The organism is Rhizobium sp. Root1212, assembly GCF_001424985.1.
Classification (GTDB): Bacteria; Pseudomonadota; Alphaproteobacteria; order Rhizobiales; family Rhizobiaceae; genus Pararhizobium.
The window spans coordinates 55,760-82,528 of sequence record NZ_LMDA01000028.1; the positions used below are offsets into that span (position 1 = coordinate 55,760).

At 61.7% G+C, this 26,769-nt stretch carries 22 protein-coding genes; 20 read left to right on the plus strand and 2 right to left on the minus strand.

Annotation, left to right across the window (positions count from 1 at the left end):
• Nucleotides 1–253 precede the first annotated feature (253 nt).
• The 3 genes from ASC86_RS24290 (at nt 254) to exoR (ending at nt 6,093) form a co-directional block, all read left to right on the plus strand.
• Nucleotides 254–3,094: a valine--tRNA ligase gene (locus ASC86_RS24290; protein WP_056327328.1), complete on the plus strand. Its 2,841-nt coding sequence runs from the start codon at nt 254–256 to the stop codon at nt 3,092–3,094.
• Between the two features lie 425 nt (nt 3,095–3,519).
• The gene (locus ASC86_RS24295) at nt 3,520–4,764 is read left to right on the plus strand and encodes an OmpP1/FadL family transporter (RefSeq protein ID WP_056327329.1); all 1,245 of its coding nucleotides are present in this window, start codon (nt 3,520–3,522) and stop codon (nt 4,762–4,764) included.
• Between the two features lie 531 nt (nt 4,765–5,295).
• Entirely contained in the window at nt 5,296–6,093 is a 798-nt protein-coding gene (gene exoR / locus ASC86_RS24300) for an exopolysaccharide production regulator ExoR (protein WP_056327331.1), read from the plus strand.
• A 22-nt stretch (nt 6,094–6,115) separates the two neighbouring features.
• Here the strand turns inward: exoR and xth are convergent, their stop codons facing one another.
• Nucleotides 6,116–6,907, minus strand: coding sequence for an exodeoxyribonuclease III (gene xth, locus ASC86_RS24305; RefSeq protein WP_056327532.1), 792 nt, complete (start codon nt 6,905–6,907; stop codon nt 6,116–6,118).
• A 152-nt stretch (nt 6,908–7,059) separates the two neighbouring features.
• Here xth and ASC86_RS24310 point away from each other — a divergent pair, with 152 nt between their 5' ends.
• Nucleotides 7,060–8,517: a phospholipase D-like domain-containing protein gene (locus ASC86_RS24310; protein WP_056327333.1), complete on the plus strand. Its 1,458-nt coding sequence runs from the start codon at nt 7,060–7,062 to the stop codon at nt 8,515–8,517.
• A gap of 6 nt (nt 8,518–8,523) precedes the next feature.
• Here the strand turns inward: ASC86_RS24310 and erpA are convergent, their stop codons facing one another.
• The gene (erpA, locus tag ASC86_RS24315) at nt 8,524–8,856 is read right to left on the minus strand and encodes an iron-sulfur cluster insertion protein ErpA (protein ID WP_056327335.1); all 333 of its coding nucleotides are present in this window, start codon (nt 8,854–8,856) and stop codon (nt 8,524–8,526) included.
• Between the two features lie 189 nt (nt 8,857–9,045).
• On the opposite strand from erpA, the gene ASC86_RS24320 reads away from it, so the two are divergent.
• The 16 genes from ASC86_RS24320 (at nt 9,046) to ASC86_RS24395 (ending at nt 26,754) form a co-directional block, all read left to right on the plus strand.
• Nucleotides 9,046–10,281: a deoxyguanosinetriphosphate triphosphohydrolase gene (locus tag ASC86_RS24320; RefSeq protein ID WP_056327337.1), complete on the plus strand. Its 1,236-nt coding sequence runs from the start codon at nt 9,046–9,048 to the stop codon at nt 10,279–10,281.
• Between the two features lie 95 nt (nt 10,282–10,376).
• Nucleotides 10,377–12,137: an arginine--tRNA ligase gene (gene argS / locus ASC86_RS24325; RefSeq protein WP_056327534.1), complete on the plus strand. Its 1,761-nt coding sequence runs from the start codon at nt 10,377–10,379 to the stop codon at nt 12,135–12,137.
• Between the two features lie 78 nt (nt 12,138–12,215).
• Nucleotides 12,216–14,984 (plus strand): SPOR domain-containing protein, encoded by a 2,769-nt coding sequence (locus ASC86_RS24330; RefSeq protein ID WP_348270779.1) that lies wholly within the window; start codon nt 12,216–12,218, stop codon nt 14,982–14,984.
• A gap of 132 nt (nt 14,985–15,116) precedes the next feature.
• Entirely contained in the window at nt 15,117–16,127 is a 1,011-nt protein-coding gene (nagZ, locus tag ASC86_RS24335; RefSeq protein WP_056327536.1) for a beta-N-acetylhexosaminidase, read from the plus strand.
• Between the two features lie 111 nt (nt 16,128–16,238).
• The gene (locus ASC86_RS24340) at nt 16,239–17,045 is read left to right on the plus strand and encodes a ScpA family protein (RefSeq protein ID WP_056327340.1); all 807 of its coding nucleotides are present in this window, start codon (nt 16,239–16,241) and stop codon (nt 17,043–17,045) included.
• Entirely contained in the window at nt 17,042–17,770 is a 729-nt protein-coding gene (gene scpB / locus ASC86_RS24345; RefSeq protein ID WP_056327342.1) for an SMC-Scp complex subunit ScpB, read from the plus strand. The genes ASC86_RS24340 and scpB overlap by 4 nt, the downstream gene beginning before the upstream one ends.
• A gap of 106 nt (nt 17,771–17,876) precedes the next feature.
• The gene (locus ASC86_RS24350; RefSeq protein WP_056327538.1) at nt 17,877–18,989 is read left to right on the plus strand and encodes an ABC transporter ATP-binding protein; all 1,113 of its coding nucleotides are present in this window, start codon (nt 17,877–17,879) and stop codon (nt 18,987–18,989) included.
• Nucleotides 18,990–19,021: 32 nt separating this feature from the next.
• Nucleotides 19,022–19,222 (plus strand): twin-arginine translocase TatA/TatE family subunit, encoded by a 201-nt coding sequence (locus tag ASC86_RS24355; protein ID WP_056327344.1) that lies wholly within the window; start codon nt 19,022–19,024, stop codon nt 19,220–19,222.
• An 80-nt stretch (nt 19,223–19,302) separates the two neighbouring features.
• Nucleotides 19,303–19,899 carry a Sec-independent protein translocase protein TatB gene (gene tatB, locus ASC86_RS24360; protein ID WP_056327346.1) on the plus strand — a complete coding sequence of 199 codons (597 nt, stop codon included), beginning with the start codon at nt 19,303–19,305 and terminating at the stop codon, nt 19,897–19,899.
• Entirely contained in the window at nt 19,896–20,714 is an 819-nt protein-coding gene (tatC, locus tag ASC86_RS24365) for a twin-arginine translocase subunit TatC (protein WP_056327348.1), read from the plus strand. Before tatB ends, tatC begins: the two co-directional genes overlap by 4 nt.
• A gap of 66 nt (nt 20,715–20,780) precedes the next feature.
• Entirely contained in the window at nt 20,781–22,064 is a 1,284-nt protein-coding gene (serS, locus tag ASC86_RS24370) for a serine--tRNA ligase (protein ID WP_056327350.1), read from the plus strand.
• Nucleotides 22,065–22,083: 19 nt separating this feature from the next.
• Nucleotides 22,084–22,854 (plus strand): 5'/3'-nucleotidase SurE, encoded by a 771-nt coding sequence (gene surE / locus ASC86_RS24375; protein WP_056327352.1) that lies wholly within the window; start codon nt 22,084–22,086, stop codon nt 22,852–22,854.
• Complete coding sequence (locus ASC86_RS24380; RefSeq protein WP_056327354.1) at nt 22,851–23,504, plus strand: protein-L-isoaspartate(D-aspartate) O-methyltransferase; 654 nt, start codon at nt 22,851–22,853, stop codon at nt 23,502–23,504. The genes surE and ASC86_RS24380 overlap by 4 nt, the downstream gene beginning before the upstream one ends.
• The gene (locus tag ASC86_RS24385) at nt 23,501–24,241 is read left to right on the plus strand and encodes a class I SAM-dependent methyltransferase (protein WP_056327356.1); all 741 of its coding nucleotides are present in this window, start codon (nt 23,501–23,503) and stop codon (nt 24,239–24,241) included. The genes ASC86_RS24380 and ASC86_RS24385 overlap by 4 nt, the downstream gene beginning before the upstream one ends.
• Nucleotides 24,242–24,446: 205 nt before the next feature.
• Nucleotides 24,447–25,094: a hypothetical protein gene (locus ASC86_RS24390; RefSeq protein WP_056327358.1), complete on the plus strand. Its 648-nt coding sequence runs from the start codon at nt 24,447–24,449 to the stop codon at nt 25,092–25,094.
• A 139-nt stretch (nt 25,095–25,233) separates the two neighbouring features.
• Complete coding sequence (locus ASC86_RS24395; protein ID WP_056327360.1) at nt 25,234–26,754, plus strand: LysM peptidoglycan-binding domain-containing protein; 1,521 nt, start codon at nt 25,234–25,236, stop codon at nt 26,752–26,754.
• The last annotated feature ends 15 nt before the right edge of the window (nt 26,755–26,769 follow it).

Genomic DNA, 26,769 nt, shown 5'->3' on the forward strand with positions numbered 1-26,769 from the left:
GGCGGGGCGGGAAACTGCCCCGCCTGATTTTTTGTCGAAAGCATGTCGCGCAAAAGTGTTCCGCGGTTTTGCGATAACGACAGGCGGAACAACAAAAATCAAAAGCACAGGAGGCGAATCCGAAGGATCGCTATGCGCTTTCGGGCGCACCATATAAGATGCGGACCTCTCGTCCGCCGCTCCCGTGTTGACTCAGCGACAGCCTTCCGATTTACACGAAGTAAGACAACAACCAGCAAGTTTGGCCCCAGAAATGCTTGACAAGACCTACGATTCCGCCGCCGTCGAACCGACCATCGCCAAGAAATGGGACGATCAGGATGCTTTTCGCGCAGGCGCTGGTTCAAAGCCGGGTGCTGATACGTTCTGCATCGTCATCCCGCCGCCGAACGTGACCGGCTCGCTGCACATGGGCCACGCGCTCAACAATACGCTGCAGGACGTCATGGTTCGGTTCGAGCGTATGCGCGGCAAGGACGTTCTCTGGCAGCCGGGCATGGACCATGCCGGCATCGCGACTCAGATGGTCGTCGAGCGCAAGCTGATGGAGCGGCAGGAGCACCGTCGCGAGATGGGCCGTGAGGCCTTCATCGACAAGGTCTGGGAATGGAAAGCCGAATCCGGCGGCCTGATCTTCAACCAGCTGAAGCGCCTCGGCGCCTCCTGTGACTGGTCGCGCGAACGCTTCACCATGGATGAGGGCCTGTCGAAGGCCGTTCTCGAAGTCTTCGTCTCGCTCTACAAGGAAGGCCTGATCTACAAGGACAAGCGTCTGGTCAACTGGGACCCGAAGCTGCTGACGGCGATCTCCGATCTCGAAGTCGAGCAGCATGAGGTCAACGGTAATCTCTGGCACCTGCGCTATCCGCTGGAAGAGGGCGTCACCTATCAGCACCCGATCGCCTTTGACGAAGACGGTAAGCCGACCGAGTGGGAAAAGCGCAACTATCTGGTCGTCGCCACCACCCGACCGGAAACCATGCTCGGCGACACCGGCGTTGCCGTCAATCCCGAGGACGAGCGCTACAAGTCGATCATCGGCAAGCATGTCGTACTGCCGCTGATCGGCCGCCGCATCCCGATCGTCGGCGACGACTATGCCGACCCGACCGCCGGCACCGGCGCCGTCAAGATGACGCCCGCCCATGATTTCAACGACTTCGATGTCGGCAAGCGCCACAATCTGCGTCAGGTCAATATCCTGAGCATCGACGCCCATGTCACGCTCGCCGGCAACGAGGATTTCCTGCATGAGCTGCCGGAAACGCCGGAGCTTGAGCCGATCATATCGAAGCTCGACGGCATGGACCGCTTTGCCGCGCGCAAGGCGATCGTCGAGATGTTCGAGGAGCGTGGCCTGCTCGATCGCATCGAGCCGCACAAACACATGGTTCCCCACGGCGACCGTGGCGGTGTGCCGATCGAGCCGCGCCTGACGGAACAGTGGTATGTCGATGCCGCGACGCTGGCCAAGCCCGCGATTGCGTCCGTTCGTGAGGGCCGCACCAATTTCGTCCCGAAGAACTGGGAAAAGACCTATTTCGAATGGATGGAAAACATCCAGCCGTGGTGCGTCTCCCGTCAGCTCTGGTGGGGACATCAGATTCCGGCCTGGTACGGCCCGGATGGTCAGGTCTTCGTCGAAAAGACCGAGGAAGAGGCGCTGCACGCCGCCATCCAGCACTATCTCAGCCATGAAGGCCCGATGAAGGCTTACGTCGAGGACTTGCTCGAAAACTTCCGGCCGGGCGAAATCCTCACCCGCGACGAAGACGTGCTCGACACCTGGTTCTCCTCGGCGCTCTGGCCCTTCTCCACCCTCGGCTGGCCGGATGAAACGCCGGAACTGGAAAAATATTACCAGACCGACGTTCTCGTCACTGGCTTCGACATCATCTTCTTCTGGGTCGCCCGCATGATGATGATGGGTCTGCACTTCATGAAGGATAGTGACGGCACGCCGGTCGAGCCGTTCCATACCGTCTATGTCCACGCGTTGGTTCGCGACAAGAACGGCCAGAAGATGTCGAAGTCCAAGGGCAACGTCATCGATCCACTGGAGCTGATCGACGAATACGGCGCCGACGCGCTGCGCTTCACGCTCGCCATCATGGCGGCACAGGGGCGTGACGTGAAGCTCGACCCGGCACGTATCGCCGGCTATCGCAATTTCGGCACCAAGCTCTGGAACGCCACGCGTTTTGCCGAGATGAACGGCGTCGCCAACGATCCGAAATTCGTTCCCGAGACCTGCTCGGTGACGATCAACCGCTGGATTCTGACCGAGCTGTCGCGCACCATCCGGGATGTGACGGAGTCGATCGAAGCCTATCGCTTCAACGAAGCCGCAGGCAGCCTCTATCGCTTCATCTGGAACCAGTTCTGCGACTGGTATCTGGAACTCCTGAAGCCGATTTTCAGCGGCGAGGATCAGGCGGCCAAGACCGAATCCCAGGCCTGCGTCGCCTATGTTCTCGACGAAGCCTACAAGCTGTTGCACCCCTTCATGCCCTTCATGACGGAAGAGCTGTGGGCGCAGACGGCGGGTGAGGGCAAGGAGCGGGACACGCTGCTGTGCCATGCCGAATGGCCGGCTGCATCTTATGCGGACGACAATGCTGCAGCCGAGATCAACTGGCTGATCGAACTCGTCTCCGGCATCCGCTCGGTCCGCTCGGAAATGAACGTGCCGCCGGCCTCGGTCGGTCCGATGGTCATCGTCGGCGCAAGCACCCTGACCCGCGAGCGTCTCGATCGCCATGCCGGCGCGATCCGCCGGCTAGCGCGCATCGACGACATCTCGCTGTCTGCGGAAGCGCCTAAGGGCAGCGCCCAGATCGTCCTCGGCGAGGCGACCGTCTGCCTGCCGCTCGGCAATCTGATCGATCTCGCTGCCGAGACCGCGCGTCTCGAAAAGGCGATCGCCAAGGTCAATCAGGAGCGCGAGCGTATTCTCGGCAAGCTTTCCAACGAGAAGTTCGTGGCCAATGCCCGCCCCGATGTCGTCGAGGCGGAACGTGAACGGCTGGCGGAACTCGACGGCCAGCGGGCCTCTCTTGCGGTCGCTCTGGCGCGCGTGACGGAAGCCGGCTGAACCCTCAGGAATCGTGTTTTGGAAAGGCGGGCGCTCTCATGAGCGCCCGCCTTTTGTCATCTTGCGGGTTGTTCCGGTTGATTCCCTAATCGGCTTCGCGCGCTGGTGTTCGTCAGATGGAATTTCAAGCCCCAAATCCTTGCAAAAACACGCGGCCGAGCAAAAAGCGGCATTGTTGTGTCGATGTGACACGTTTCCGCCACGAAGGAAACGCGTTCCATTAATGGGCGTTGTGAAGGTGGTTTTTCGAAAATAATTCCAATTATTTCCGATTTTCGTCGTTTGTGGAAATTCTTACGTCAATTTTCGGAGAATGCTGCAGTGCGCTCGCTAAATTTCGCCATTTGCTAAGCCATCCGTCCTGCCGGTACCTTCCTGCCATCGGTCGGCCCTGCGCCGTCCACAGTGTTCATGGGGAGGAATATATGAACAAAAATACGACCAAGACGGCGGTGATGACAGCGCTCACGTTCGCCATGGTCGCAGGCACGGCTCAGGCAGGCGGCCTCGAGCGCGGCGGCTACAACATCGATCTTCTGTTCGATCCGTCGACCTATGCAGCGGAAGCGACGGCAACCTACGTCAACCCGCAGCGCGAACTGAACAATGTCGAAGATATCAATGCCGGTAACGGTAATCTCAACCCTGGCAATCCTCTGGGGCGACCGAACAACGGTATCGGTGACACCGAAGGCTATTGGGTTCCGCGCGTTGGCGTGAAGGCCGCATTCGGCGACAGCATCGACTGCATGGCCGACTATTCCCAGCCATGGGGCGCTCATACCAATCCCGGCGCGAACTGGGCAGGCGCCAATGACAATATTGAAACGAAGATCGAGAGCGATAACTACGCCGCGACCTGTTCCTACAAGTGGGACGTCGGTCAGGGCCAGTTTCGCATCATCGCCGGTGGTTTCTATCAGGAAGTCGGCGGCTTTAAGGAGCGTCTGGTATCTCCACCTGTGCCGGCGCTTGGCCTTTCGGGCGTCGGTCGTCTCGATCTTGAGGGGAGCGGTTGGGGCTGGCGTGCCGGCGTTGCATATGAAATTCCGGAATATGCGTTGCGGGCAAGCCTCGTTTACAACAGTGCTGTCGATCTCGACAATTTGGACGGCTCGGTCGATCTGAGCAAAGTCATACTCGGCTTTGTCGGTAGCGATCCGATCATCGGTTCACGTTACGATGTCTCCAGTTTCGCTTCCATGCCGGATTCTCTGGAACTCAAGGTGCAGTCGGGTATTGCGCCCGGTTGGCTGGCGTTTGGTTCGGTAAAGTGGACCGACTGGAGCCAGCTGCAGATCGTTGAGGTGAATCCGGTATCGCCGTCACCTACGCACCCAGCCACCAGCCTCGATCTGCTCTATCGTGACGGTTGGACCGTGACCGGCGGCGTCGGCCACAAGTTCAACGATCAGTGGAGCGGTGCGGTCAGCCTGACCTGGGATCGCGGCACCAGCCACGGCTACGGCAACCAGAGCGACACCTGGACTGTCGGCACCGGTGTTTCCTACGCTCCGACCGAAAATGTCGAACTGCGCCTTGCCGGCGTCGTTGGTATCATGACGAGCGGCAGCTCCGCTCCCATGGATGGCAGCTCATCTGAAATCACCTACGACTTCGGCACGGATATCGTCAGCGCGGTCTCCACCTCGCTCAAGGTCAAGTTCTAACAAGAACACCTCGAAAAAGCCCGGAGATTTCTCCGGGCTTTTTATTGCGGCCGCCGTCCTGGCGGCCTTTGTAATTGTGACGATTCAGCAACACATTTTTTCTATAGTCCGAGAACCTGGGCAGGGGGCAGTTTATGTCCATTTCCCGCCACAAACTGGGCGCACCCGTCATCCCAACAGACGTGCGGAAAGTTTAAAGCGTACGGCGTTTGAGGTGAAACAAAGCATGTCCATTCTTCTCGCTCTTTCATAAAATTACGGGGTGTTGGCGCTCTTCATAGAGCGTGAACGCTCTTGGAATAACGTGCGGACTGGAAGGAAATATACGGCTGCGGGGGCAGGCCGTACTCTCGCCGAAAACGGCTCCTAAAGTAGGGAACGGTCGAAGGCGATGAACTGAAGCGCGGCTGAAGGGGCAGGGCTCCGAAGGTCGAAAAAGTGTTTCGATTGGGGTTTTCAACGCCAACGACGAGAGACGGTCCAAATGTGGAAACGTCAGGCTCTCGGTGTTGATGGGAAAAATTGACTAAGATGCTGCTACGCGAATACAGGTCGTTGAGGTTTCTGGTTCTGGGTATGACGCTCACGCTTGGCGGGCTTGGTGGGCATGCTTATGCATTTGACCCTGGCGCCGGAGTCTCCAAGGAGTCGGGTCCCTTTGCCCTCTTCAAATTCGGTTTTTCCGCCTACAAGAGCGGCCGCAAGGACGAAGCGGTCGAAGCCTATCGCTACGCCGCCGAAAAGGGCCATACCGGCTCGCGCTGGGCGCTGGCCAATATGTATGCCGATGGCGACGGCGTCGCCGAAAACGATCTCGAAGCTTTCAAGATTTACAGCGAGATCGCCCAGAAGGGCATCGAGCCGGGTTCCGAAGACACCGGTTATTTCGTCAATGCGTTGATCTCGCTCGCCGGCTACTACCGCCGCGGCATTCCCGACAGCCCGGTCAAGTCTGATCTCGCCCAGGCGCGGCAGCTCTATTTCCAGGCGGCCTCGACCTTTGGCGTGCCGGAGGCGCAGTTCCAGCTCGCCCGCATGCTGCTTTCGGGCGATGGCGGCAGCGTCAATGTCCAGCAGGCGAAGAAGTGGCTGAACCGCGCGCGCAAAAGTGGCCACACCGGCGCCATGGGCGTTTTCGGCAACGTGCTCTTCCAGGAAGGCCAGACGGTGCGCGGGCTCGCCTATATGACGGCGGCGCTCAACCAGTGTACGCCCAAGGAACGCACCTGGCTGCAGCCGCTGCAGGAGCAGGCGTTCTCGCTTGCCACCGAAGACGACCGCCGCTCGGCCATCGTCATGTCGCATGACATGCATGCGGACGCTGACTGAGACCAAAGCGGGCTGAGGCTGATCAGGCAGCCTCGAAAGCAAATTCCCCGATGACCGGCACGTGGTCCGACGGTTTTTCCCAGGCGCGGACGTGTTTGTCGATCGATGTCGAGACGAGTTTGTCGAGCGCTTCGGCCGATAGCATCAGATGGTCGATGCGGATGCCGAAATTCTTCGGCCAGCAGCCGGCCTGATAATCCCAGAACGTATAGAGCGGCACCGTGTCGTTGGTGGCGCGCACCGCATCGGTGAAACCGAGGTTTTCCAGCCTGCGGAAGGCGTTGCGCGTCTGCGGCAGGAACAGCGCGTCGTTTTCCCACACCTTCACGTCCCAGCAATCGTGCGGCTCGGGAATGACATTGTAGTCGCCGGCCAGAATCAAAGGCTCTTCCAGTGCAAGCCGTGCTTCGGCATAGGCCTGCAGGCGCTCCATCCAAGCGAGCTTGTAGCTGTATTTTTCCGTGCCGGCCGGATTGCCGTTCGGCAGGTATATCGAGCAGACGCGGATCGCGCCGCCCTTGACAGAGAAGACGCCCTCGATGAAACGAGATTGCACGTCCTCATCATCGCCGGGCAATCCGCGGATCACTTCATCCGGCTTGATGCGCGAGAGCAACGCCACGCCATTGAAGCCCTTCTGGCCGTGGGTCTCGACATGATAGCCCAAGGCTTCGATCTCAAGGCGCGGAAAGCCCTCGTCGATGGTCTTGATCTCCTGCAGGCAGACGATGTCAGGGTTGGCTTCCTTCAGCCAGGCCTGGAGGGAATCGATGCGGGCGCGCACGCCGTTGATGTTCCAGGTGGCGATCTTCATGCCGGCTGTCCTCTTCTGCTTGATGCGGGCATGCGCGGCATCCCTCGTCTTCAGGTCCCTTCTTTTATCGCCCGCACCCTTCTTTGACAAATGCGAACTCCGTGATTTCAGTGGGCAATTGCGTCGCGGGGCAGGGTGTCTATAGTCGCGGCATGATCGATACCCTCATCACCTACTGGCCGCATATCCTCGCCGTTCTCTCGATCCTGCTCGGCGTGCCCGCCGCCGTCCATGCGACGATGACCAAGGACGAGGTGCGCTCCGCCCTCGGCTGGGTCGGCATCATTATCCTGTCGCCGATCCTTGGCGCGCTGGTCTATGCGATTGCCGGCATCAACCGCATGCGCCGGTCGTCGATCGGGATGCAGCGGGTGATGTTGCTCGACCGAGGCCGCGAGCCGGTCGATGAATATGACGTGACCGGCGAGAACGTCGCCACCCGTTTTGGCCAGCGCTTTGCCTCGATGAAGCTGCTCGGCGACAAGGTCAGCCGTTACGGCATGTGTACGGGAAACCGCATTGCCATGCTCGAAGGCGGCGATATCGCCTATGCCGTGATGGTACAGTCGATTGCCCGCGCCAAACGGTCGATCCTGCTCGAAACCTATATCTTCGATCGTGATCCGATTGGCCTCAGGTTTGCAGATGCGTTGATCGCGGCGGTCAAGCGAGGCGTGGAGGTGCGCGTGCTCATCGATGCGGTCGGTGCGCGTTATTCCGTGCCGAGTATCGTCGGCTATCTCAGGGATGGCGGCGTGACGGTGCGGGTCTTCAACGGCAATATCGTCATGGGTCTGCGGTTGCCCTATGCCAATCTCAGGACCCACCGGAAGATCCTCATTGTTGATGGGGCGACGGCCTTTACCGGCGGCATGAACATCCGGGCGGGGTTCACCGGAGAATTTGCTGGTGAGGCGAGGGCGCGCGATACGCATTTCCAGGTGGAGGGAGCCGTCGTCGCCGATCTTTTCGCCGTCGCCGAAGAGGACTGGCATTTTTCCAGCCGGGAGATGCTGGATAGCCAAGCTTGGCGTATTCTGCCGAATGCCGGCCGCCGTCTGTCGACGCTGATGCGGGCCGTGCCGTCCGGGCCGGACAAGACCAACGAATCGAACCAGAAGATGCTGATGGGCGCCTTTTCGGTGGCACGCCGCAGCATCCTTGTCATGTCGCCCTATTTCCTGCCGGATCGCGAGTTGATCGCAGCGCTGGTGACCTCGGCCATGCGCGGCGTTGCCGTCGATATCGTTGTGCCGGCGGTCAACAACCTGACGCTGGTCGACCGCGCGATGACCGCGCAGTTCGACCAGCTGTTGAAGGGCGGCTGCCGCATCTGGCGGGCGAACGGGCCGTTCAACCATTCCAAGCTCATGACGGTCGATGGCCGCTGGTCCTATGTCGGCTCGTCGAACCTCGATCCCCGCTCGCTACGGCTTAATTTCGAAATCGATCTGGAGGTGCTGGACATCGGCTTTGCCCAGCAGGTAACGCAACGCATCCGTCCGATCCTCGCCGAGGCGACGCCGGTGACGCTCGATGACCTGCGCGCAGCGCCTTTCGTGAGGCGGCTGATCAACAAGATATTCTGGTTGGGGTCGCCCTATCTCTGAGTGGGCTTAAATCGAAAAACTCGTGCCGCATCCGCAGCTTGCGACGGCATTCGGATTCTTGATCTGAAACGACTGGCCCATCAGATTGTCGATGAAGTCGATTTCCGAGCCGCCCATATAGACGAGCGACAGGCTGTCGATGAGCACCTTGGCCTCGCCCTTTTCGAGCACGAGATCGTCGTCGGTGGTCTGGTCGACCAGATCGAACTTGTAGGAAAAGCCGGAACAGCCGCCGCCTTCTACGGAAACGCGCATCGCTGTCTTGTCGGCGTCGCTCTTCAGGATGGCCGCGATCCGCTTGGCAGCCGCGTCCGAAAGGGTAACAGTCTCTGTCGTCATTTCTGCCTCCTGCCGGGGTCAAGATCCGGAGAGATTCGTTGTCCATATCAGCCTGACGTGCGGACATGGAAAATTCCAGTTTCAGGCGCAGCATCCAAGTCCTTGTTTTTTAAGGAGTGAGGACGCCATTCCGGTGCGGCGCTTTCCCGCGACGCTCACTATAGGTATGAAGGCTTTGATATTGCGTCAATGGCATCGAAAGTGGAAACGACATTGGACAGACAAGCGCTGGGATTTGGGTCTGGTGAACGGGCAATCTTTGCGGCCGATCCCTGGTCGAGCCGCGGCCGGCTCTATCCCGAGGAAAGCAGCCTGACGCGCTCCGACTTCCAGCGCGACCGCGACCGCATCGTCCACACGACCGCCTTCCGCCGCCTGAAGCACAAGACCCAGGTTTTCATCGCCGCCGATGGCGACCATTATCGCACGCGGCTTACCCACACGGTCGAGGTGGCGCAGATCGCCCGCGCGCTTGCCCGCGCCCTGAAGCTCGACGAGGACCTGGCAGAAGGCGTGGCGCTGGTGCACGATTTCGGCCACACGCCCTTCGGCCATACCGGCGAAGACGCGCTGCACGAGATGCTGGAGCCCTATGGCGGCTTCGACCACAATGCCCAGTCGCTGCGCATCGTCACCAAGCTGGAGCGCCGCTATGCCGAGTTCGACGGGCTGAACCTCACCTGGGAAAGCCTCGAAGGCCTCGTGAAGCACAACGGCCCGCTGATGACGGCGAGCGGCGAGGGAACGCGTGGTCCGGTGCCGAAGCCGATCCTCGACTACTGCGAGATTCATGATCTGGAGTTGGCGAGCTTCGCCAGCCTAGAGGCGCAGGTGGCGGCGATTGCCGACGATATCGCCTACAACACCCATGACATCGATGATGGTCTGCGCGCCGGCTATCTGACCTTCGAGATGCTGGAAGATGTACCGTTCCTCGCCGGCCTGATGCGCGAAGTCGGCGACCGGTATCCGGGGCTGGAAGCACCGCGCTTCACCCACGAGATCATGCGCCGGCAAATAACGCGTATGGTCGAGGACGTTATCACCGTCTCCCAGGATCGCCTCAAGGAGGTCAAGCCGCAGAGCGCCGGCGACGTCCGCGCCGCCGACCGGGTGATCGCAACCTTTTCCGACGCGATGGCCGAGACCGACCGGCAGATTAAGAAGATGCTGATGATGCGCATCTATCGTCACCCGGAGATCATGCGGGTGCGGGAAAACGCAGCCACCATCGTCACCGATCTCTACAAGGCCTTCATGGCAGACCCTGCACAGATGCAGACGGTCGCCTGGAGCGACCAGATTGCCGACATGACCGAGCCCGCCAAGGCCCGCCATGTCGGGGACTATCTTGCCGGCATGACGGACACCTACGCGGTTTCCGCCCACCGGCGTTTGTTTGACCACACCCCGGAATTGCGCTAGTCACCCGCGCGACGGTGCGGACAGATGTGCTGCCGGCGCCGGTTCACGAAACAACGCGGCCTCTTGCCAAAGGCAATGCAAAGCGGATGGATGCCATGAATCTCTTCACCGACTTCGAATCAAGAATTAAGAACGTTTTGGAATCTCTTGATATCGTTCGTGAAAAGCGATCCGAGATCGATTTTTCGCGCGTCAGTGTCGAATCCCCGCGCGATCCGAGCCATGGCGATGTCGCGACCAATGCCGCGATGGTGCTGGCGAAACCCCTCGGTACCAATCCGCGCGCACTGGCCGAACAGATTGTCGCCAAGCTTGGCGAGGACCCGGAGGTGACCGAGGTCACGGTCGCCGGCCCCGGCTTCATCAATGTGCGCCTTTCGATCGGCTACTGGCAGAAGCTGTTGGTGGCGATGGTCAAGGCCGGCACCGAATACGGCCGCAGCAACTATGGTGACGGCCGCAAGGTGAACGTCGAGTACGTTTCCGCCAACCCGACGGGGCCGATGCATGTCGGCCATTGCCGTGGCGCCGTCGTCGGCGACACGCTTGCGAACCTGCTCGAATTTGCTGGCTACAAGGTCACCAAGGAATACTACATCAACGACGCCGGCGCGCAGGTCGATGTGCTGGCGCGCTCCGCTTTCCTGCGTTACCGCGAGGCGCTGGGCGAGAAGATCGGCGAAATCCCGTCCGGCCTCTATCCCGGCGATTATCTCGTGCCTGTCGGCCAGGCGCTTGCTGACGAGTTCGGCACCAGCCTCAGGCTGATGCCGGAGGAGAGGTGGCTGCCGCTCGTCAAGGACCGCGCTATCGATGCGATGATGGAGATCATCCGCGGAGATCTCGCGGCGCTGAACGTGCACCACGAAGTGTTCTTCTCCGAGCGCACGCTGCATGACAACGGCGCCGGCCCGATCCGCACCGCCATCAACGACCTGACCTTCAAGGGACACGTCTACAAGGGCACCCTGCCGCCGCCGAAGGGCCAGTTGCCGGAAGACTGGGAAGATCGCGAGCAGACCCTGTTCCGCTCGACCGAGGTCGGCGACGATATCGATCGCCCGCTGATCAAGTCCGACGGCTCCTATACTTACTTCGCCGCCGACGTTGCCTACTTCAAGGAAAAGTTCGACCGCGGCTTCAACGAGATGATCTACGTGCTCGGCGCCGACCATGGCGGTTACGTCAAGCGACTGGAAGCTCTGGCGCGGGCCGTTTCGGGCGGGACGGCGAAGCTGACGGTTCTGCTTTGCCAGCTCGTCAAGCTCTACCGTGACGGCGAGCCGGTGAAGATGTCGAAGCGGTCGGGCGATTTCGTGACGCTGCGGGACGTGGTCGAGGAAGTCGGCCGTGATTCTGTCCGCTTCATGATGATCTACCGGAAGAGCTCCGAACCGCTCGATTTCGACTTCGCCAAGGTCACGGAACAGTCAAAAGACAATCCGGTCTTCTACGTGCAGTATGCGCATGCGCGCTGCCGCTCGGTCTTCCGTCAGGCCGCCGAGGCGTTCCCGGATGTGGATCTGGCGAGCATCGATCTTTCGGCTGCGATTACCGGTAACATCGTGGATTCAAACGAGATTCAGCTCGTCGCCAAGCTTGCGGAATATCCGCGCGTGATCGAGGCTGCAGCCCTTTCGCAGGAGCCGCATCGGGTGGCTTTTTACCTCTACGATCTGGCCAGTGCATTCCATGCTCACTGGAATAAAGGTAAAGAATCTCCGGAATTACGTTTTATTAACGATAAAACCAGAGAATTGTCTATTGCCAGACTCGGGCTGGTGCATGCTGTCGCCTCTGTTTTGAGGTCGGGCCTGGCTATTACAGGCACCGATGCTCCGGAAGAAATGCGATAAGTATTGTCACCATTTCCCCACAAAGCACTGGCAGATGCAGGCTAGTAATCGTGAGTGGAGCGTATGGCGGACAATCAATTGGCACGAAGCGGAACGACGGATATCGATCTCTTCTCGGATGACGATCCGTTGAGCGAGCTTGCACGGATTGTTGGTTACGACAATCGTCCGGCGGTTCAGCAGTTGCAGGAGCTGGAAAGGCACCGAAACGCGGTGCGCCAGGAGCCTGTACTCGATCTCGAAGACGAGTTGCTTCGCGAATTCGAAAGCTATGCGCCCGGCGCCGAGCCGCAGGCCGCTGCTCCCGTTGCGGAGCAGCCGGTCGCCGAGCCGGTCTTCAGGGATGAGCCGGTTTTCGTCGAGTCCCACCCGGAGGAGATCGCTTCCGCACCGGAAGAGATCGTCGCCGAAGAGCCTGTCTATTCCGCTCCCGAGCAGGATGAGCCGGTTTTCGAGGCGTTCGATCTCGATCTGGAGCGAGAACTCGAACTCTCCATCGGCTATGCCGAGGAGCCGGTTTCCGTTCAGGTGCCGGTTGAGCGGCCTGTCGAGCCTGCCTTCGTAGAAGTTCCCGTGGCTGAAGTTGTGGCGCCTCAGCGGGTGTCGGAGCCCGCAAGGGGTGCCGAGCCCGCTGTCGTCGGCGTCTCGGGCGGCGATCTTGTCGACGACCTGCTGGCGGATATCGAGCGCTTCCCGGTCCCGGAAAAGGCGGCGGTAGCGCCGGCAGCCGTTGCGTCGGTCGCGGCGGCTGTACCGGTGCGCAAGAACGCCTATCCCTTCACGCCGACCTTCAGCCGTGCGACGCCTGTTGCCTCCAACAGTGCGGCAGGCCAGAAGGCCTTTGCCAAGCCGATCGTAGCGACACCTGTCGTACAGTCCGCGCCGCCGGAGCAGGTCGCGCCCGCCACTCAAGTCGCGCCAGCCGTTAAGGCCGAACCTGTCGCACAGGTCGAGCCTGTCGTATTGGCCGCATCTGTTGCGCAGGCCATGCCTGCCGATCCGCTGCTCGATGCCATCGAGCCGGTGAAGCCGGCGCAGACGGCCGTTCTGCCGCAGGAACCGGTTGCCGAGCCAGTGGTTGTTGCTGCGGCGGCGTCGCTGGTCGAGCCGGCCGATCCGGAATTCGATCTCGACGGCTTCGAGTTGGATCTCTCCGATATCGACCTCGATCTCGACCCCGTCGAGGTTCAGGCCCTTGAGCGCGGTGAGCGGGTCGCGCCGGTCGTGGCCCAGCCAGTCTTCGCGGAGAAGCCGGTCGAAAAGCCGGTTTTCGTCGAACCCGTCTACGTGCCGAAGATGGAAGAGCCGCGTGTCGAAGCGCCGCCGCTCGCCAACGACTTTACCACGGACGCCGACCAGAGCGACGCCGAGTTGCCCTTCGATCCGGCCATGATTGCCGAGGCCGAGGAAAGCCTGATGGCGATTGCCGATCTCGATGTACCGCAGCTGCCGGTCGTCGAGCAGGAAAAGCCGGCTGTCCATCATCAGGATTTCGATCTCGATATCGACGCGGAAATGGCGCAGCTTTTCGGCACGCCGGCTCGCCCGGCGCGTGCGGCAAGCGATCATGCCCATGAAGATCCGATGTTCGCTGTAGCCGCCCAGTCGGTTGCTGCCGGCAAGGCCGCGGCAAGCCGTGTCGAAGACGACTTCGATGCTTTCGAGCGGGCGATGGAGGAAGATTTCCGCCAGTCGCTGAAGCCGCGGCAGGAAGCCGATCCGGCGTCCGATCATCTCGCTGTCGGTTCGGGTTATGCCGCCGAAGACGATTTCCAGGAAGAGCGTCGTGGCGGTGTGCGCCGTCTTGCGCTTCTCGCCGCAACGGTCGCCGGTCTCGCCATCGTCGGCGGTGCGGGCGTCTATGCCTGGATGGGCGGTTCGGCTCCGGGATTCTCCGGTGGCGATCCGAAGATCATTCTGGCCGACAAGACGCCGGTCAAGATCGTGCCGGTCGAAAAGGGCGGCAAGACCGTTCCGAACCAGGACAAGGCCGTTTACGACCGCGTCGCCGGTGCGGGCGCCGAAACGCCGCAGCAGGGCACGCTGGTTTCCTCGACGGAAGAGCCGATCGATGTCGTACAGCGCACGTTGACGCCGGAGACGCTTCCGCTGGAAGGCCGTGGCGACGAAGCGCTGCCGGGCATCATGCCCGAGGATGACGAGGGCGCCGACCGCCTGACCCCGGATGACGGCCAGGCGACGGCAAACGCAGGCCCGCAGGATGACAGCACGCCGGCCGTTTCGCCGCGCAAGGTCCGCACGATGATCGTCAAGCCGGACGGCACGCTGGTCGCCCGCGAAGAGCCGGTCGAGGCCGAAAGCCAGGTCGCATCCGTCGATCCGGTCGTGAAGCCGGTCAAAACCACGAGCATCAAGCCGACCGCCGAGGCAAAGCCGGCGCAGAGCGCGCTGGCCGAAGCTGCCGCCGTCAAGGTCGAGGAAACCGCTCCGGTTCGCCCGGTCGCGACGACCTCCGTCAACGAGAACGCGACGGTTCCGCAGGCGAAGCCGGTTGTAGCCGAACCTGCCGCCAGCGCCGAACAGACCGCGACGACACCGGCAACGGAAAAGCCCGCCCCGGTCCAGACCGCGAGCGTCGCTCCGGGCAGCTACGTGATCCAGATCGCCTCGCTGCCCTCGGAAGCCGAAGCGCAGACCTCCTACAACAAGCTGTCTGGCAAGTTCGGCTCGGTCATCGGTGGCCGTGGCGTCGATATCAAGAAGGCCGAGATCGCGGGCAAGGGCACCTACTACCGTGTCCGTATCCCGGCCGGCTCGAAGGACGATGCCAATGCGCTCTGCTCGCGCTACAAGAGCGCGGGTGGCAGCTGCCTCGTGACCCGCTAAGGCGCGAAAACCCGGCGAAAATAGCGAAACGCGGCTCCTGTGGCCGCGTTTTTTATGGGAACAGCTGCGAAGCAGCGCCAGCGGCAGGCGCTTTCTTCGCCATCGATGCGGCGGCCGCCTTCACTGGATATCATGAGCAAAGCATTCATTTCGGGCTGCAAGGGCCTTGTCATCACTGCCGAGGAAAAGGCCTTTTTCGCCGGCGAACGTCCCTGGGGCTTCATTCTCTTCGGCCGCAATATTGGCGAGCCGCAGCAGATTTCCGATCTTGTCGCCAGCCTGCGCGACAGTATCGGCAATCCTGAGGCGCCGGTTCTTATCGACCAGGAGGGCGGCCGCGTGCAGCGCATCCGCCCGCCGATCGTGCAGCAATATCCGAACGGGGCAGCGGTCGGCGCCGTCTATCGGCAGGATGCGGAGCGGGGGTTGCGCGCCGCCTGGCTGATGGGCCGCCTGCATGCCTTCGATCTCATGCGTTTCGGCATTACCGTCGATTGCCTGCCGGTGCTCGACGTTCCGGTCGAAGGTTCCAACGAAGTTATCGGTAACCGCGCCTATGGCTTCGATCCGCATTCGGTCACCGCGATCGGTAAGGCGATGGCGGAAGGCCTGAAGGCCGGTGGCATGCTGCCCGTCATGAAGCACATGCCGGGTCACGGCCGCGCCTTCGTCGATTCGCACCACAATCTCCCCGTCGTGGAAGATCCGATCGACGTGCTGCGCAAGAGCGATTTCCTGCCCTTCACGGCCATGAAGGACGAACTGATGGCGATGTCCGCCCATATGGTCTTCAATGCTATCGATCCGACCCAGCCGGCGACGACCTCGCCGAAGGTGGTGCACGAGATCATCCGCGGCGAGATCGGCTTCGACGGGCTCTTGATGTCCGACGACGTCTCGATGAACGCGCTGGCCGGCAATATCGAGGCGCGGGCGCGCGGTATCTTTGCCGCCGGTCTCGATCTGGTCTTGCATTGCCATGGCATCATGGATGAAATGCTGGCCGTGGCGAAGGTGGCTCCGGTTCTCGCCGGCGATACGCTGCGGCGGACGAAGGCGGTGGAAGCAGGCTTCCGCAAGCCGGACGCATCCGACGAGCAGAGCCTGCGCGAAGAATTCGCAAGCCTGTTCGCCACGGCCTGAAGCACGATGACGGAGCAACCGATGCTCCTCCGATAGGGAGACGCCGCCTTGGGCAATGCCGGCGAGCAGGACAGACGACCGCCGGTCACCGGTTCGACGGGGAGGGCTCCCATGGAGCCGCTCTGGCAGGACGATACGGCGCAGCGGGGGCTTCACGAAGAAGCCCTCGTCGTCGATATCGCGGGCTTCGAAGGCCCGCTCGACCTGTTGCTGCATCTGGCCCGCAACCAGCGCGTCGATCTCTCCCGCATTTCGGTGCTGGCGCTTGCCGAGCAATATATCGCCTTCATTGAGAATGCCCGCAGTATCCGCATCGAGCTTGCCGCCGATTATCTCGTGATGGCGGCGTGGCTGGCTTTCTTGAAATCCCGGCTGCTCATTCCCCAGCCTTTGAAGGACGAGGGACCATCGGGCGAGGAGATGGCGGCAGCGCTGGCGTTCCGCCTGAAGCGGCTCGAAGCCATGCGCGATGCCGCGACACGGCTCGTCAACCGCAACCGGCTTGGCCGCGATGTTTTCGTGCGCGGTGCGCCGGAGCATATTCCGGTCGAAAGGCGCTCGGCCTTCGATGCCTCGCTATACGATCTGCTCAGCGCCTATGCGGCGCTGCGCCAGCGCCATGCAGTGACGCAGGTGACGATCGAGAAACGGCAGGTCTGGTCGCTTGCCGATGCCCGCGAAATCCTCGCCCGCCTGCTGGGCGAACTGACCGACGACTGGACAGCGCTCGATCACTTCCTGCTGCGCTACATGACCGATCCGAAGGATCGCGCCACCGCGATCGCCAGTTCCTTTGCCGCCTCGCTGGAAATGGTGCGCGAGGGACAGCTGGAGGTGCGCCAGGACGGCGCTTTCTCGCCGATCTATCTGCGCAAGGGCGTGAAGCCGCCTCGCGGGCCTGAAGGAGGCCGGACGTGAGCGGATCGCAGGGCGCCTTGCCGGGCATGATCGAGGAGGAGGATGGCGAAGAGGCCGCCTTGCTCGATCAACGCCGTGCGACCGAAGCGGAAAGGATCGCCGAGGCGCTGGTTTTCGCCTCGGCCCAGCCGGTGACGGAAAGCTATATCGCCAGCCGCCTGCCGAAGGGCGCGGATGTCGCGAAAATCATGCAGCGGCTGAAGGCGTTCTATGCCCCGCGCGGCGTCAATCTGCTGCAGATCGCCGATAGCTGGGCCTTCCGCACGGCGGCCGATCTCTCCTTCGTCGTCCAGACGGATGAAAACGAGGTCCGCAAGCTTTCCCGCGCCGCGCTCGAAGTCCTTGCCATCATCGCCTATCACCAGCCGGTGACCCGCGCGGAAATCGAGGATATCCGTGGCGTGCAGACGTCGAAGGGCACGCTCGACGTGCTGATGGAGGCGGGCTGGGTGCGGTTTCGCGGCCGCCGTCGCACGCCGGGGCGTCCGGTCACGTTCGGCACCACCCGCGATTTCCTCGATCACTTCGGTCTTGAAGAGCTGCGCGACCTGCCGGGACTGGAGGAACTGAAAGGGGCTGGCCTGCTTTCCGGCCGCATCCCTGCCAATTTCCAGATCCCCATGCCGCGTGGCGACGATGATCTCGCCGAGGACGAAGACCCCATCACCCAGCTCGATCTCGAGGAGCTTGGGCTCTTGACACCACGGGGTGAAGAGTCCGAATAGAAAACCTGAGTTCCAGCGTCGGCTTCACTTACCTTCGCGCAAATTCAAGAAGTTGCCGATCCCTGCCGGATGCGGCTCGTGGAGACGTTCGACCTTGGCTTCTGCCGTGCCATCTTCCTCTGGTGCCGATGCGCCGGCCTCGCGCCGCCGCACGGCCGGCGTGACTTTTGCCGCCAAGCTGGTTTTCGAGGATATTCACCATTGCTACCATGCCAAGGAGACGATCCGCGGCATCTCTCTAACGGCTGAGGCCGGCGAGGTTCTGTGCCTGCTCGGCCCCTCCGGCTCCGGTAAGACGACGCTTTTGCGCATCGCTGCCGGCATCGAGGCGCAGGCTTCGGGACGCCTGCTGTTGAACGACCGCGAGATTTCCGGCCCCAACGTCTTCCTGCCACCGGAAAAGCGCGGTGTCGGCCTGATGTTTCAGGATTTCGCGCTGTTTCCGCATCTGACCATCCGTGAAAACGTCCGCTTCGGGCTGACCTCGCTGCCGAAGGCCGAAGGGCTAGCCGAGGCCGATATCGCGCTGGAGCGGGTCGGCCTGTCGCACTATGCCGATCAATATCCGCATGTGCTCTCCGGCGGCGAACAGCAACGTGTAGCGCTTGCCCGCGCGCTTGCGCCGCGCCCGGCGGTGCTGCTGATGGACGAACCCTTCTCCGGCCTCGATTCGCGCCTCAAGGACACGATCCGCGCCGATACGCTGGCGATCCTACGGGAAACCCGCGCCACCGCCATCGTCGTCACTCATGATGCCGAGGAGGCGATGCGTATGGGCGACCGTATCGCGCTTTTGAAGGATGGGCGGCTGCAACAGGTGGGAACGGCGGAAGACCTCTACCGCGCGCCAAAAACCCTGTTTGCCGCCGGTTTCTTCTCCGAGATCAATGAATTTTCCGTGAGAGTACGAAACGGGCTGGCTGAAACGCCGCTCGGAACCGTTTCTGCCGTAAATTGCGCCGAAGGTGCCGATATCGCGGCGGTGGTGCGGCTTTCGGCCGTTTCCGTCACGGAATCGGGGGGCGCGATCCCCGCGCGGATCATTTCGCGCCGCTTTCTCGGTGTCGTTGAGCTTCTGACGCTGGCCGTACCGGGCAGCGATATGCCGGTGAGGGCGCGTATCCGCGCCGAAGGCCTGCGGCAAGGATTGCGCGATGTCAGCCTTTCCGTTAACGAGCGCGACATAATGCTGTTTGAAAAAGACGCCCGAACGTCTTAAATCGGGGTAACGGGTTTCAAGGGAGTAAGGATATGGGTTCCTTTAGCATCTGGCACTGGCTGATCGTTCTGGTCGTCGTGCTTCTGTTGTTCGGTCGCGGCAAGATCCCGGAATTGATGGGCGATGTTGCCAAGGGCATCAAGAGCTTCAAGAAGGGCATGACCGACGACGAGACGGCCGAAAAGGGCGTGGACGCCAAGACCGTCGAACACAAATCCGACGAAGTCCGCTGATCACGATAGAGTTAGGCCTGCCTGTCGAAGGCAGGCCTTGTCGTTTTTCGGACCTGCAGTTTCCGCGTGGAGTTTCATAAATGCTTGATGTCGGCTGGACCGAGCTTGTCGTCATTGCCGTCGTGCTGATCATCGTCGTCGGGCCGAAGGACCTGCCGCCGATGCTGCGCACTTTCGGGCGGATGATGACCAAAATGCGCGGCATGGCGAACGATTTCCGCCAGCAGTTCGACGAGGCCTTGAAGGAGGCCGATCTGGACGACGTCCGCCAGACGCTGAGCGACGCCCAGAAACTCAACCCGGCCAACACCCTGCGCGAGGCCATGAACCCGCTGCGGCAGATGGGCAACGAGATCAAGGCCGACCTGCAGAAGGCGACCACCGTCGATCCCAAGCCGGAAGCCACCCCGGAAACGGCAGCGGCCGAGCCTGCGCCGGCAGCGCCGCTCATGACCCCGACGCCGGCCGTTGTCCCGCCGGCTCCGGTCGAGCCGGTTACCGCAGCGCCTCTTACCGAAAAGCCGAAGCGCGTGGCAAAGCCGAAGGTTTCCGAAACCGTCGTCGCGCCGAAGAAGCCGGCTACCAAGAAGGCTTCGGCCGCAGACGCTGACGTGGCGACAGCCCAGCCCAAGCCCAAAAAGACGACGGCCAAGGCCACGAAGACAGGTGACGCATGAGCGGCGATATCGAAGACAAGCCCCAGCCGCTGATCGAGCATCTGATCGAGCTGCGCTCGCGCCTCATCTGGGCGGTCGGCGCTTTCTTTGTCGCGTTCCTGGTCTGCTTCTATTTTGCCAAGCAGCTGTTTAACATTCTCGTGCAGCCGTTCCGCTGGGCGGTGGAATGGGCGGGCCTCAACCACCGCAATGTCGAGCTGATCTACACCGCGCCGCAGGAATTCTTCTTCACCCAGATCAAGGTGGCGATGTTCAGCGCGCTGGTGCTGGCCTTTCCGGTTATCGCCTCGCAGATATACAAGTTCGTGGCGCCCGGCCTCTACAAGAACGAGCGCGCGGCCTTCCTGCCGTTCCTGATCGCTTCACCGATCCTGTTCCTGATGGGCGCGGCACTCGTCTATTTCTTCTTCACGCCGATGGTCATGTGGTTCTTCCTGGCGATGGAGCAGGGCGGCGGCGAGGGCAAGGTGTCGATCCAGCTCTTGCCGAAGGTCTCGGAATATCTGAGCCTGATCATGTCGCTGATCTTCGCCTTCGGTCTCGTCTTCCAGCTGCCGGTCATCACGACGCTTCTGGCGCGGGTCGGGTTCGTCACCGCGGACAGCCTCAAGGAAAAGCGCAAATACGCGATTGTGATCTCGTTTATCGTCGCGGCCGTGCTGACGCCGCCCGATCCGGTCTCCCAGATCGGCCTTGCTCTACCGGCGATCCTTCTTTACGAGATTTCCATCTACACGGCTCGACTCGTCGAGCGCCAGAAGGCGCGCGATAGCCAGGCTGCCGCGGCAACCGAGGCGGAAGACAACCCAGGCTGACGGAGTTTTCCGTCAGCGTCGTCTCCGGGGCCGCCATCTTGAACAGGACCGGATTCTGGAACGACCATGCTCGATATCAAATGGATTAGGGACAACGCCGAAGCCCTTGACGCGGCACTTGCCAAACGCGGCGCCGAGCCGCTGTCGGCCTTTCTGATCGATCTCGACGAGAAGCGCCGCGCGCTGGTCCAGTCGCTGCAGGACAAGCAATCGCGCCGCAATGCCGCCTCCAAGGAGATCGGTGCGGCCATGGCCGCCAAGGATGGCGCGCTCGCCGACAGGCTGAAGGCCGAAGTCGCGGACCTCAAGACGACGATGCCGGCGCTGGAAGAGGATAGCCGCCGCGTCGATGCCGAGCTGATCGACGCCCTGTCGCGTATTCCGAACATTCCGCTCGACGACGTGCCGGTCGGCAGCGATGAGGGCGGCAATGTCGTCAAGCATATGTCGGGCCAGAAACCCGGCTGGAACCACAAGCCGCTCGAGCATTTCGAGATCGGCGAAGCCTTGGGATGGCTCGATTTCGAAGGCGCTGCCCGCATCGCCGGTTCGCGCTTCACCATCGTCAAGGGCCAGTTGGCCCGTCTGGAACGTGCGCTTGGCCAGTTCATGCTCGATCTGCACACCTCGGAGCACGGTTATATGGAAGTCCAGCCGCCGCTTCTGGTGCGCGATGACGCCATGTACGGCACCGGCCAGCTGCCGAAATTCTCCGAAGACCTGTTCCGCACCACCGACGAGCGCTGGCTGATCCCGACCGCGGAAGTGCCGCTGACCAACATGGTGCGCGAGCAGATCCTCGATGCCGACGTCCTGCCGCTGCGTCTCACGGCGCTGACGCCCTGCTTCCGCTCGGAAGCCGGTTCGGCTGGGCGCGATACCCGCGGCATGCTGCGCCAGCACCAGTTCAACAAGGTCGAGTTGGTCTCGATCACCGATGCGGAAACCTCGGTCGATGAGCATGAGCGCATGACTGCCTGCGCCGAAGAGGTGCTGAAGCGTCTTGGCCTGCATTACCGCGTGATGACGCTCTGCACCGGCGACATGGGTTTTGGCGCGCGCAAGACCTACGATCTGGAGGTTTGGCTGCCGGGACAGGATACCTACCGCGAAATCTCGTCCTGCTCGGTCTGCGGCGATTTCCAGGCGCGGCGCATGAATGCGCGCTATCGCGGCAAGGACGAGAAGGGCACCCGTTTCGTCCATACGCTCAACGGTTCGGGCACGGCTGTCGGCCGCGCGCTGATCGCCGTCATCGAAAATTACCTGAATGAAGACGGTTCGGTAACCATCCCGGACGTATTGCTACCCTATATGGGCGGTCTGACCCGTATCGAAAAAGCGAGCTGAGCCAACAGCGGGGAGCGACATGCGCATTCTCTTGACGAACGACGATGGCATTCATGCGGAAGGTCTGGCCGTTCTCGAACGCATTGCGCTGACGCTCTCCGACGATGTCTGGATCGTCGCGCCCGAGACGGACCAGAGCGGCCTTGCCCATTCGCTGACGTTGTCGGAGCCGCTGCGGCTGCGCCAGCTCGGCGAAAAACGCTTTGCCCTACGCGGCACGCCGACCGATTGCGTGATCATGGCGATCCGCAAAATTCTCGATTTCCCGCCGGATATCGTTTTGTCCGGCGTCAATGTCGGTGCCAACATGGCCGACGACGTGACCTATTCCGGCACCATCGCCGGCGCGATGGAGGGGCGGCTGCAGGGCGCCCGGTCCTTCGCGCTGAGCCAGGCTTATAGCCACGCCTCGGGCCAGGGCGTGCCATGGAGCGTGGTCGAAACCCATGCTCCGGCGCTCCTGAAGACGCTGATGACGCTGGACCTGCCGGACGGCACCTTCCTGAACCTGAATTTCCCGAACTGCGCCGCCCATGACGTTGCCGGAACCACGGTGACGACCCAGGGCAAGCTCGATTTCGGTCTCACCATCGACGAGCGCGCCGATGGCCGCGGCAATCCCTATTTTTGGCTGAAATTCGGTGAGCGCACCGGTGATTTCCGCTTGGGTACGGATATCCACGCCATCCGCGAAAAGCATATTTCGGTAACGCCGCTGAAGATAGACCTGACCGATTATGCGGTTCAGGATCGCATCGCCCGGCTGCTGCAGGAGGGCAAGGGGGCGTGAACGCGCGTCTTGTCGAGCAGGAGGGCTTTGCTGCGATGATGCTCCGGCTGCGCGCCGAGGGCATTACGAGCAAGGAGCTTTTGAACGCCGTCGAGCAGACGCCGCGCGGCCTGTTCGTGCCGCCGCAATTCGAGAGCGAGTCCTATTCGACGCGTCTCTTGCCGCTCGATTGCGGCTCCTTCATCGAAGGCTTCGATTTCGCCGTCCGCTTGCTGCACAATCTCAACCTGAAGTCCGGCCAGCGAGTTTTGGAAGTCGGCACTGGCAGCGGTTTCACCGCCGGCGTCATGGGCCGCATCGTCGAGCGCGTGCTGACGATCGAGCGTTACCGCACGCTCGTCACCGATGCCCAGGGCAACCTGGAAAAAGCCGGCATCCGCAACGTCGTCGTGCGTCAGGCCGATGGCAGCACCGGGCTTGCGGGCGAGGGTACCTTCGACCGCATCCTGATCACCGCTGCTTTCGAGAGCCTGCCACGGGTGTTTTCGGATCATCTGGTTTCCGGCGGCGTCATGCTCGTCCCGATCATGACGAGCCCGACCCAATGTCGCATCGTGCGGCTCAGCCGCACCGGCAGCCGCTTCGACCGCGAGGATCTGTTCGAGGCGCCTTACCTTCCGATCGTGCCGCAGCTCGCCGCGTTCCTGTGAGCGACAGCCTCGACGCCATCTATGTCGACAGGATGCTGACGACGCTTTACGATGTGCTCAATCCGGCCGGGGCGGATACGGAATTCTATTTGTCTCTTCCCAATGGGCGCTCCAGCATTCTCGATATCGGCTGCGGCACCGGCCTCCTGGCGGCAGCTTTTGCTGAGCGAGGGCATGAAGTCTTCGGCCTCGATCCGGCGCCGGCCATGCTCGAGATCGCCCGCACCCGACCGGGTGGCGATCGGGTGACGTGGATCGACGCGGATGCACGGACATTCGATCTGGAGCGTCAGTTCGATCTCATCGTCATGACCGGTCATGTCTTTCAGGTATTTCTTGATGACGATGATGTTCTCCGTGTGCTGAAAACAGCACGGAAGCATCTGATGCAGGGTGGCCGCCTCGTCTTCGACAGCCGCAATCCCGAAGCCAGAGCTTGGGAGTGCTGGACGCCCGAGCACTCCCGCAGGATGATCGAGCATTCCGAACTCGGCCGCGTTGAAACCTGGCATCAGGTCGAGACTGTCGAGCGCGGCTATGTGTCCTTCTCAAGTTTCGCTGCGATTGCCGACAAGCTTCAGCCGATCGTTTCCCACAGCAGGCTTGCCTTTCGCTCGCAAGAGGAAATCGACATGGCGCTTCTGGCATGCGGCTTTGCTGAGCGGCAATGGTTCAGTGGCTGGAACCACGAGCCTTTCCAGCGTGAATCGGCTGAGATCATCGCTCTCGCCGGCTGATTTTCCGGCTGGTTTTTCCATGTGGCCAGCTTTGCTTTGCAATTTTCGCAGGTAAATCAAATCGTTAATTTTTCATTAACGAACGCAAGCTTCGCGCAAGCTACGGGGCGTAGCCCAAATCAGCACTGATGAAGTGCCGAGAGCTGGCGTCCGATAAAAAATCCGTTTGCCGGCTCCATCAGGCGCATAGCGCAGGAGATGAGCGATGCAGATAGCAAGCAGATTAAGCTCTGCGGCCAGCGGCGACAGCCTCGGCGGCCGCGCCGGGCGGGCTGACGGTTCCGGCGTATCCGGCCAGAACGAGACTGTCGCAGCACCCTCGGTTCTGAAGGGCGGCTACGATCCGTCCTCGCGCGTTTCGCTGTCCGCCGAAGCCTTGCTTTTCCTCAGCCGCACCAAGCGGACATCGGAAAAATATCCGCCGCTCACCCGCGACGAATGGGGCAATGCGCTGTCTCCGCAGCTGGCCGCGCGCGAATATCAGGCCTTCGGCAAATATTCGGAAAGCGGCGACTATCAGGCCTATTATCGCGCCTTCATCAACTATTACGACGCGCTGCGGCCGGAAGACCAGAACAGCCTGCGTTATTTCGGTACCCGTGAGGCTGCCGTCGCTGGGCTGCGCTCGCTGGATTACAGCGATGCGGGCGACCCGGAAACGGGGTTCCAGACGCTCGTCAGTGTTCTTCTCGATGAAGAAAAGGACGCGGCGACCACGCCGGAGCCGGTTTCGGGCGGGCTTGTGGCCGGCGATATGTTCGGCTGGGATACCGCCGGTATCAGCTACGAGGATGTGAGCGAAAGTCGGGCGGAACTTTCCGAGATCGACCGGCTTTATCAGGAAAGCTTCTGAACGGAACGCTGCCGTCCCGAGACGGCGGCGACGATCATGGTTATCAAACCATCAAAAATCCGGCCGTTTTAACGGTGCGGTAACTCTAATGCGCTTTAATCCACCCTACACCGAGTTGCGTTCCAAGTAGGTAAGCGTCATGCGTATTAGAGTTTCGTCGAGTGCGGGTAAATCAGTCGTTCGTCTCTGCGCCGCCATTCTTCTGGCAGGCGTGGCAAGCGGATGCAGCTCCGACGCTTCCCGATTTGGCGGGTTTTTCTCGCGTTCGGATGATCTCACCACCAGCTCCATCGCTCCAGGCAATGTACCGATCCCACGCAACGACGTGCAGGGCGGCGGCATGGCGATGGCGAACACCTCCCGCGCCCAGGCGGTCGATCAGCCGTTCCCGGACCCGGTCAACACCGCCTCCACGCCGATGTCCGGTGCACGCGCCGCTTCGACCCCGATGAATGTTCAGCGTCAGGCGCTGGCCGATCCAACCGTTTCGCCGGTGCAGGAAAAGCCGCTCTCGCAGCCGTTTCCGGTGGCCGCCGATAAGTCGCAGCAGAAGACGCTCGCCAAGCCGACGGAAACCGCCGGCAAGAACGGCGGCTGGTCGTCGGCCAATGCTCCGGCCGTGCTGTTGCGCCAGGGTGACACGATCGCGACGCTGGCAAACCGTTTTGGTGTGCCGGAGAAGGAAATCCTCAAGGCGAACGGCCTGAAGTCCTCGGCGCAGGCCGAGCCTGGCCAGCGCATCGTCATTCCGACCTTCAATGTTGCCACAAGCGCTGCCAAGGCGTCCGCCTCGGATGCCGCCGCAAGCCTCGACGTCGACAAGCAGAAGAATGCGCCGATCCTGCCGGGCAACCGCGAGGTGGCCATCCTTCCGGGCCAGTCGCAGTCCCGCGAAAAGGGCGTTGCCCGCGCCGATACGCTGGCCGGCAAGCAGCCGGTTTCCGGTGACGGCAATGGCCAAAGCGGCGGCTACACCGTGCAGGCCGGTGATTCGCTGAACCGGATCGCCAAGGCCAACGGCGTTTCCGTCGACGCCCTGCGCAAGGCGAACAACCTGACGTCCGGCTCGATCCGCGTCGGCCAGACGCTGAAAATGCCGGCCACAGACACCGTCACCACGGCTTCGGTTCCGAAGAAGGCGGAAGAGGTGAAAGTTGCCAAGGCCGAAGTGGCTAAGACCGAGGAAGCGAAACCCGCAGCTTACGCTCCGCCGGTTGCCAAGGAATCGGTCAACGAGGTTGCCGCCAAGAGCGATGTCACCGATGAATCGCCGAAGGGCACGGGCATCAGCAAGTATCGCTGGCCGGTGCGCGGCGCGGTCATCGCCGGCTACGGCGCCAATGTCGAAGGCAGCCGCAACGATGGCATCAACATCTCGGTTCCGGAAGGCACGCCGATCAAGGCCGCCGAAAACGGCGTGGTCATCTATTCGGGCTCCAGCCTGAAGGAACTCGGCAACGCGGTGCTGGTGCGCCACGACGACGGCACGGTCACGGTCTACGGCAACGCCGCCGAGCTGAAGGTGCAGCGCGGCCAGAAGATCCAGCGCGGCCAGACGCTTGCCTCCTCCGGCATGAGCGGCACGGCAAAGCAGCCGCAGGTTCACTTCGAAGTGCGCAAGAACGCCACCGCCGTCAACCCGGCGACCTTCCTCGAATAGTCATCCCCATAACGA

Excerpts from the sequence above, each read along its gene's own strand:
- nagZ (WP_056327536.1), top strand. The coding sequence starts at position 15,117 with ATGAGCAAAGCATTCATTTCGGGCTGCAAGGGCCTTGTCATCACTGCC.
- ASC86_RS24355 (WP_056327344.1), top strand. The coding sequence starts at position 19,022 with ATGGGTTCCTTTAGCATCTGGCACTGGCTGATCGTTCTGGTCGTCGTG.
- serS (WP_056327350.1), top strand. The coding sequence starts at position 20,781 with ATGCTCGATATCAAATGGATTAGGGACAACGCCGAAGCCCTTGACGCG.
- ASC86_RS24320 (WP_056327337.1), top strand. The coding sequence starts at position 9,046 with ATGGCATCGAAAGTGGAAACGACATTGGACAGACAAGCGCTGGGATTT.
- ASC86_RS24395 (WP_056327360.1), top strand. The coding sequence starts at position 25,234 with ATGCGTATTAGAGTTTCGTCGAGTGCGGGTAAATCAGTCGTTCGTCTC.
- ASC86_RS24290 (WP_056327328.1), top strand. The coding sequence starts at position 254 with ATGCTTGACAAGACCTACGATTCCGCCGCCGTCGAACCGACCATCGCC.
- argS (WP_056327534.1), top strand. The coding sequence starts at position 10,377 with ATGAATCTCTTCACCGACTTCGAATCAAGAATTAAGAACGTTTTGGAA.
- xth (WP_056327532.1), bottom strand. The coding sequence starts at position 6,907 with ATGAAGATCGCCACCTGGAACATCAACGGCGTGCGCGCCCGCATCGAT.
- exoR (WP_056327331.1), top strand. The coding sequence starts at position 5,296 with ATGCTGCTACGCGAATACAGGTCGTTGAGGTTTCTGGTTCTGGGTATG.
- surE (WP_056327352.1), top strand. The coding sequence starts at position 22,084 with ATGCGCATTCTCTTGACGAACGACGATGGCATTCATGCGGAAGGTCTG.
- ASC86_RS24390 (WP_056327358.1), top strand. The coding sequence starts at position 24,447 with ATGCAGATAGCAAGCAGATTAAGCTCTGCGGCCAGCGGCGACAGCCTC.
- ASC86_RS24295 (WP_056327329.1), top strand. The coding sequence starts at position 3,520 with ATGAACAAAAATACGACCAAGACGGCGGTGATGACAGCGCTCACGTTC.
- tatB (WP_056327346.1), top strand. The coding sequence starts at position 19,303 with ATGCTTGATGTCGGCTGGACCGAGCTTGTCGTCATTGCCGTCGTGCTG.
- erpA (WP_056327335.1), bottom strand. The coding sequence starts at position 8,856 with ATGACGACAGAGACTGTTACCCTTTCGGACGCGGCTGCCAAGCGGATC.
- ASC86_RS24310 (WP_056327333.1), top strand. The coding sequence starts at position 7,060 with ATGATCGATACCCTCATCACCTACTGGCCGCATATCCTCGCCGTTCTC.
- tatC (WP_056327348.1), top strand. The coding sequence starts at position 19,896 with ATGAGCGGCGATATCGAAGACAAGCCCCAGCCGCTGATCGAGCATCTG.
- ASC86_RS24340 (WP_056327340.1), top strand. The coding sequence starts at position 16,239 with ATGGAGCCGCTCTGGCAGGACGATACGGCGCAGCGGGGGCTTCACGAA.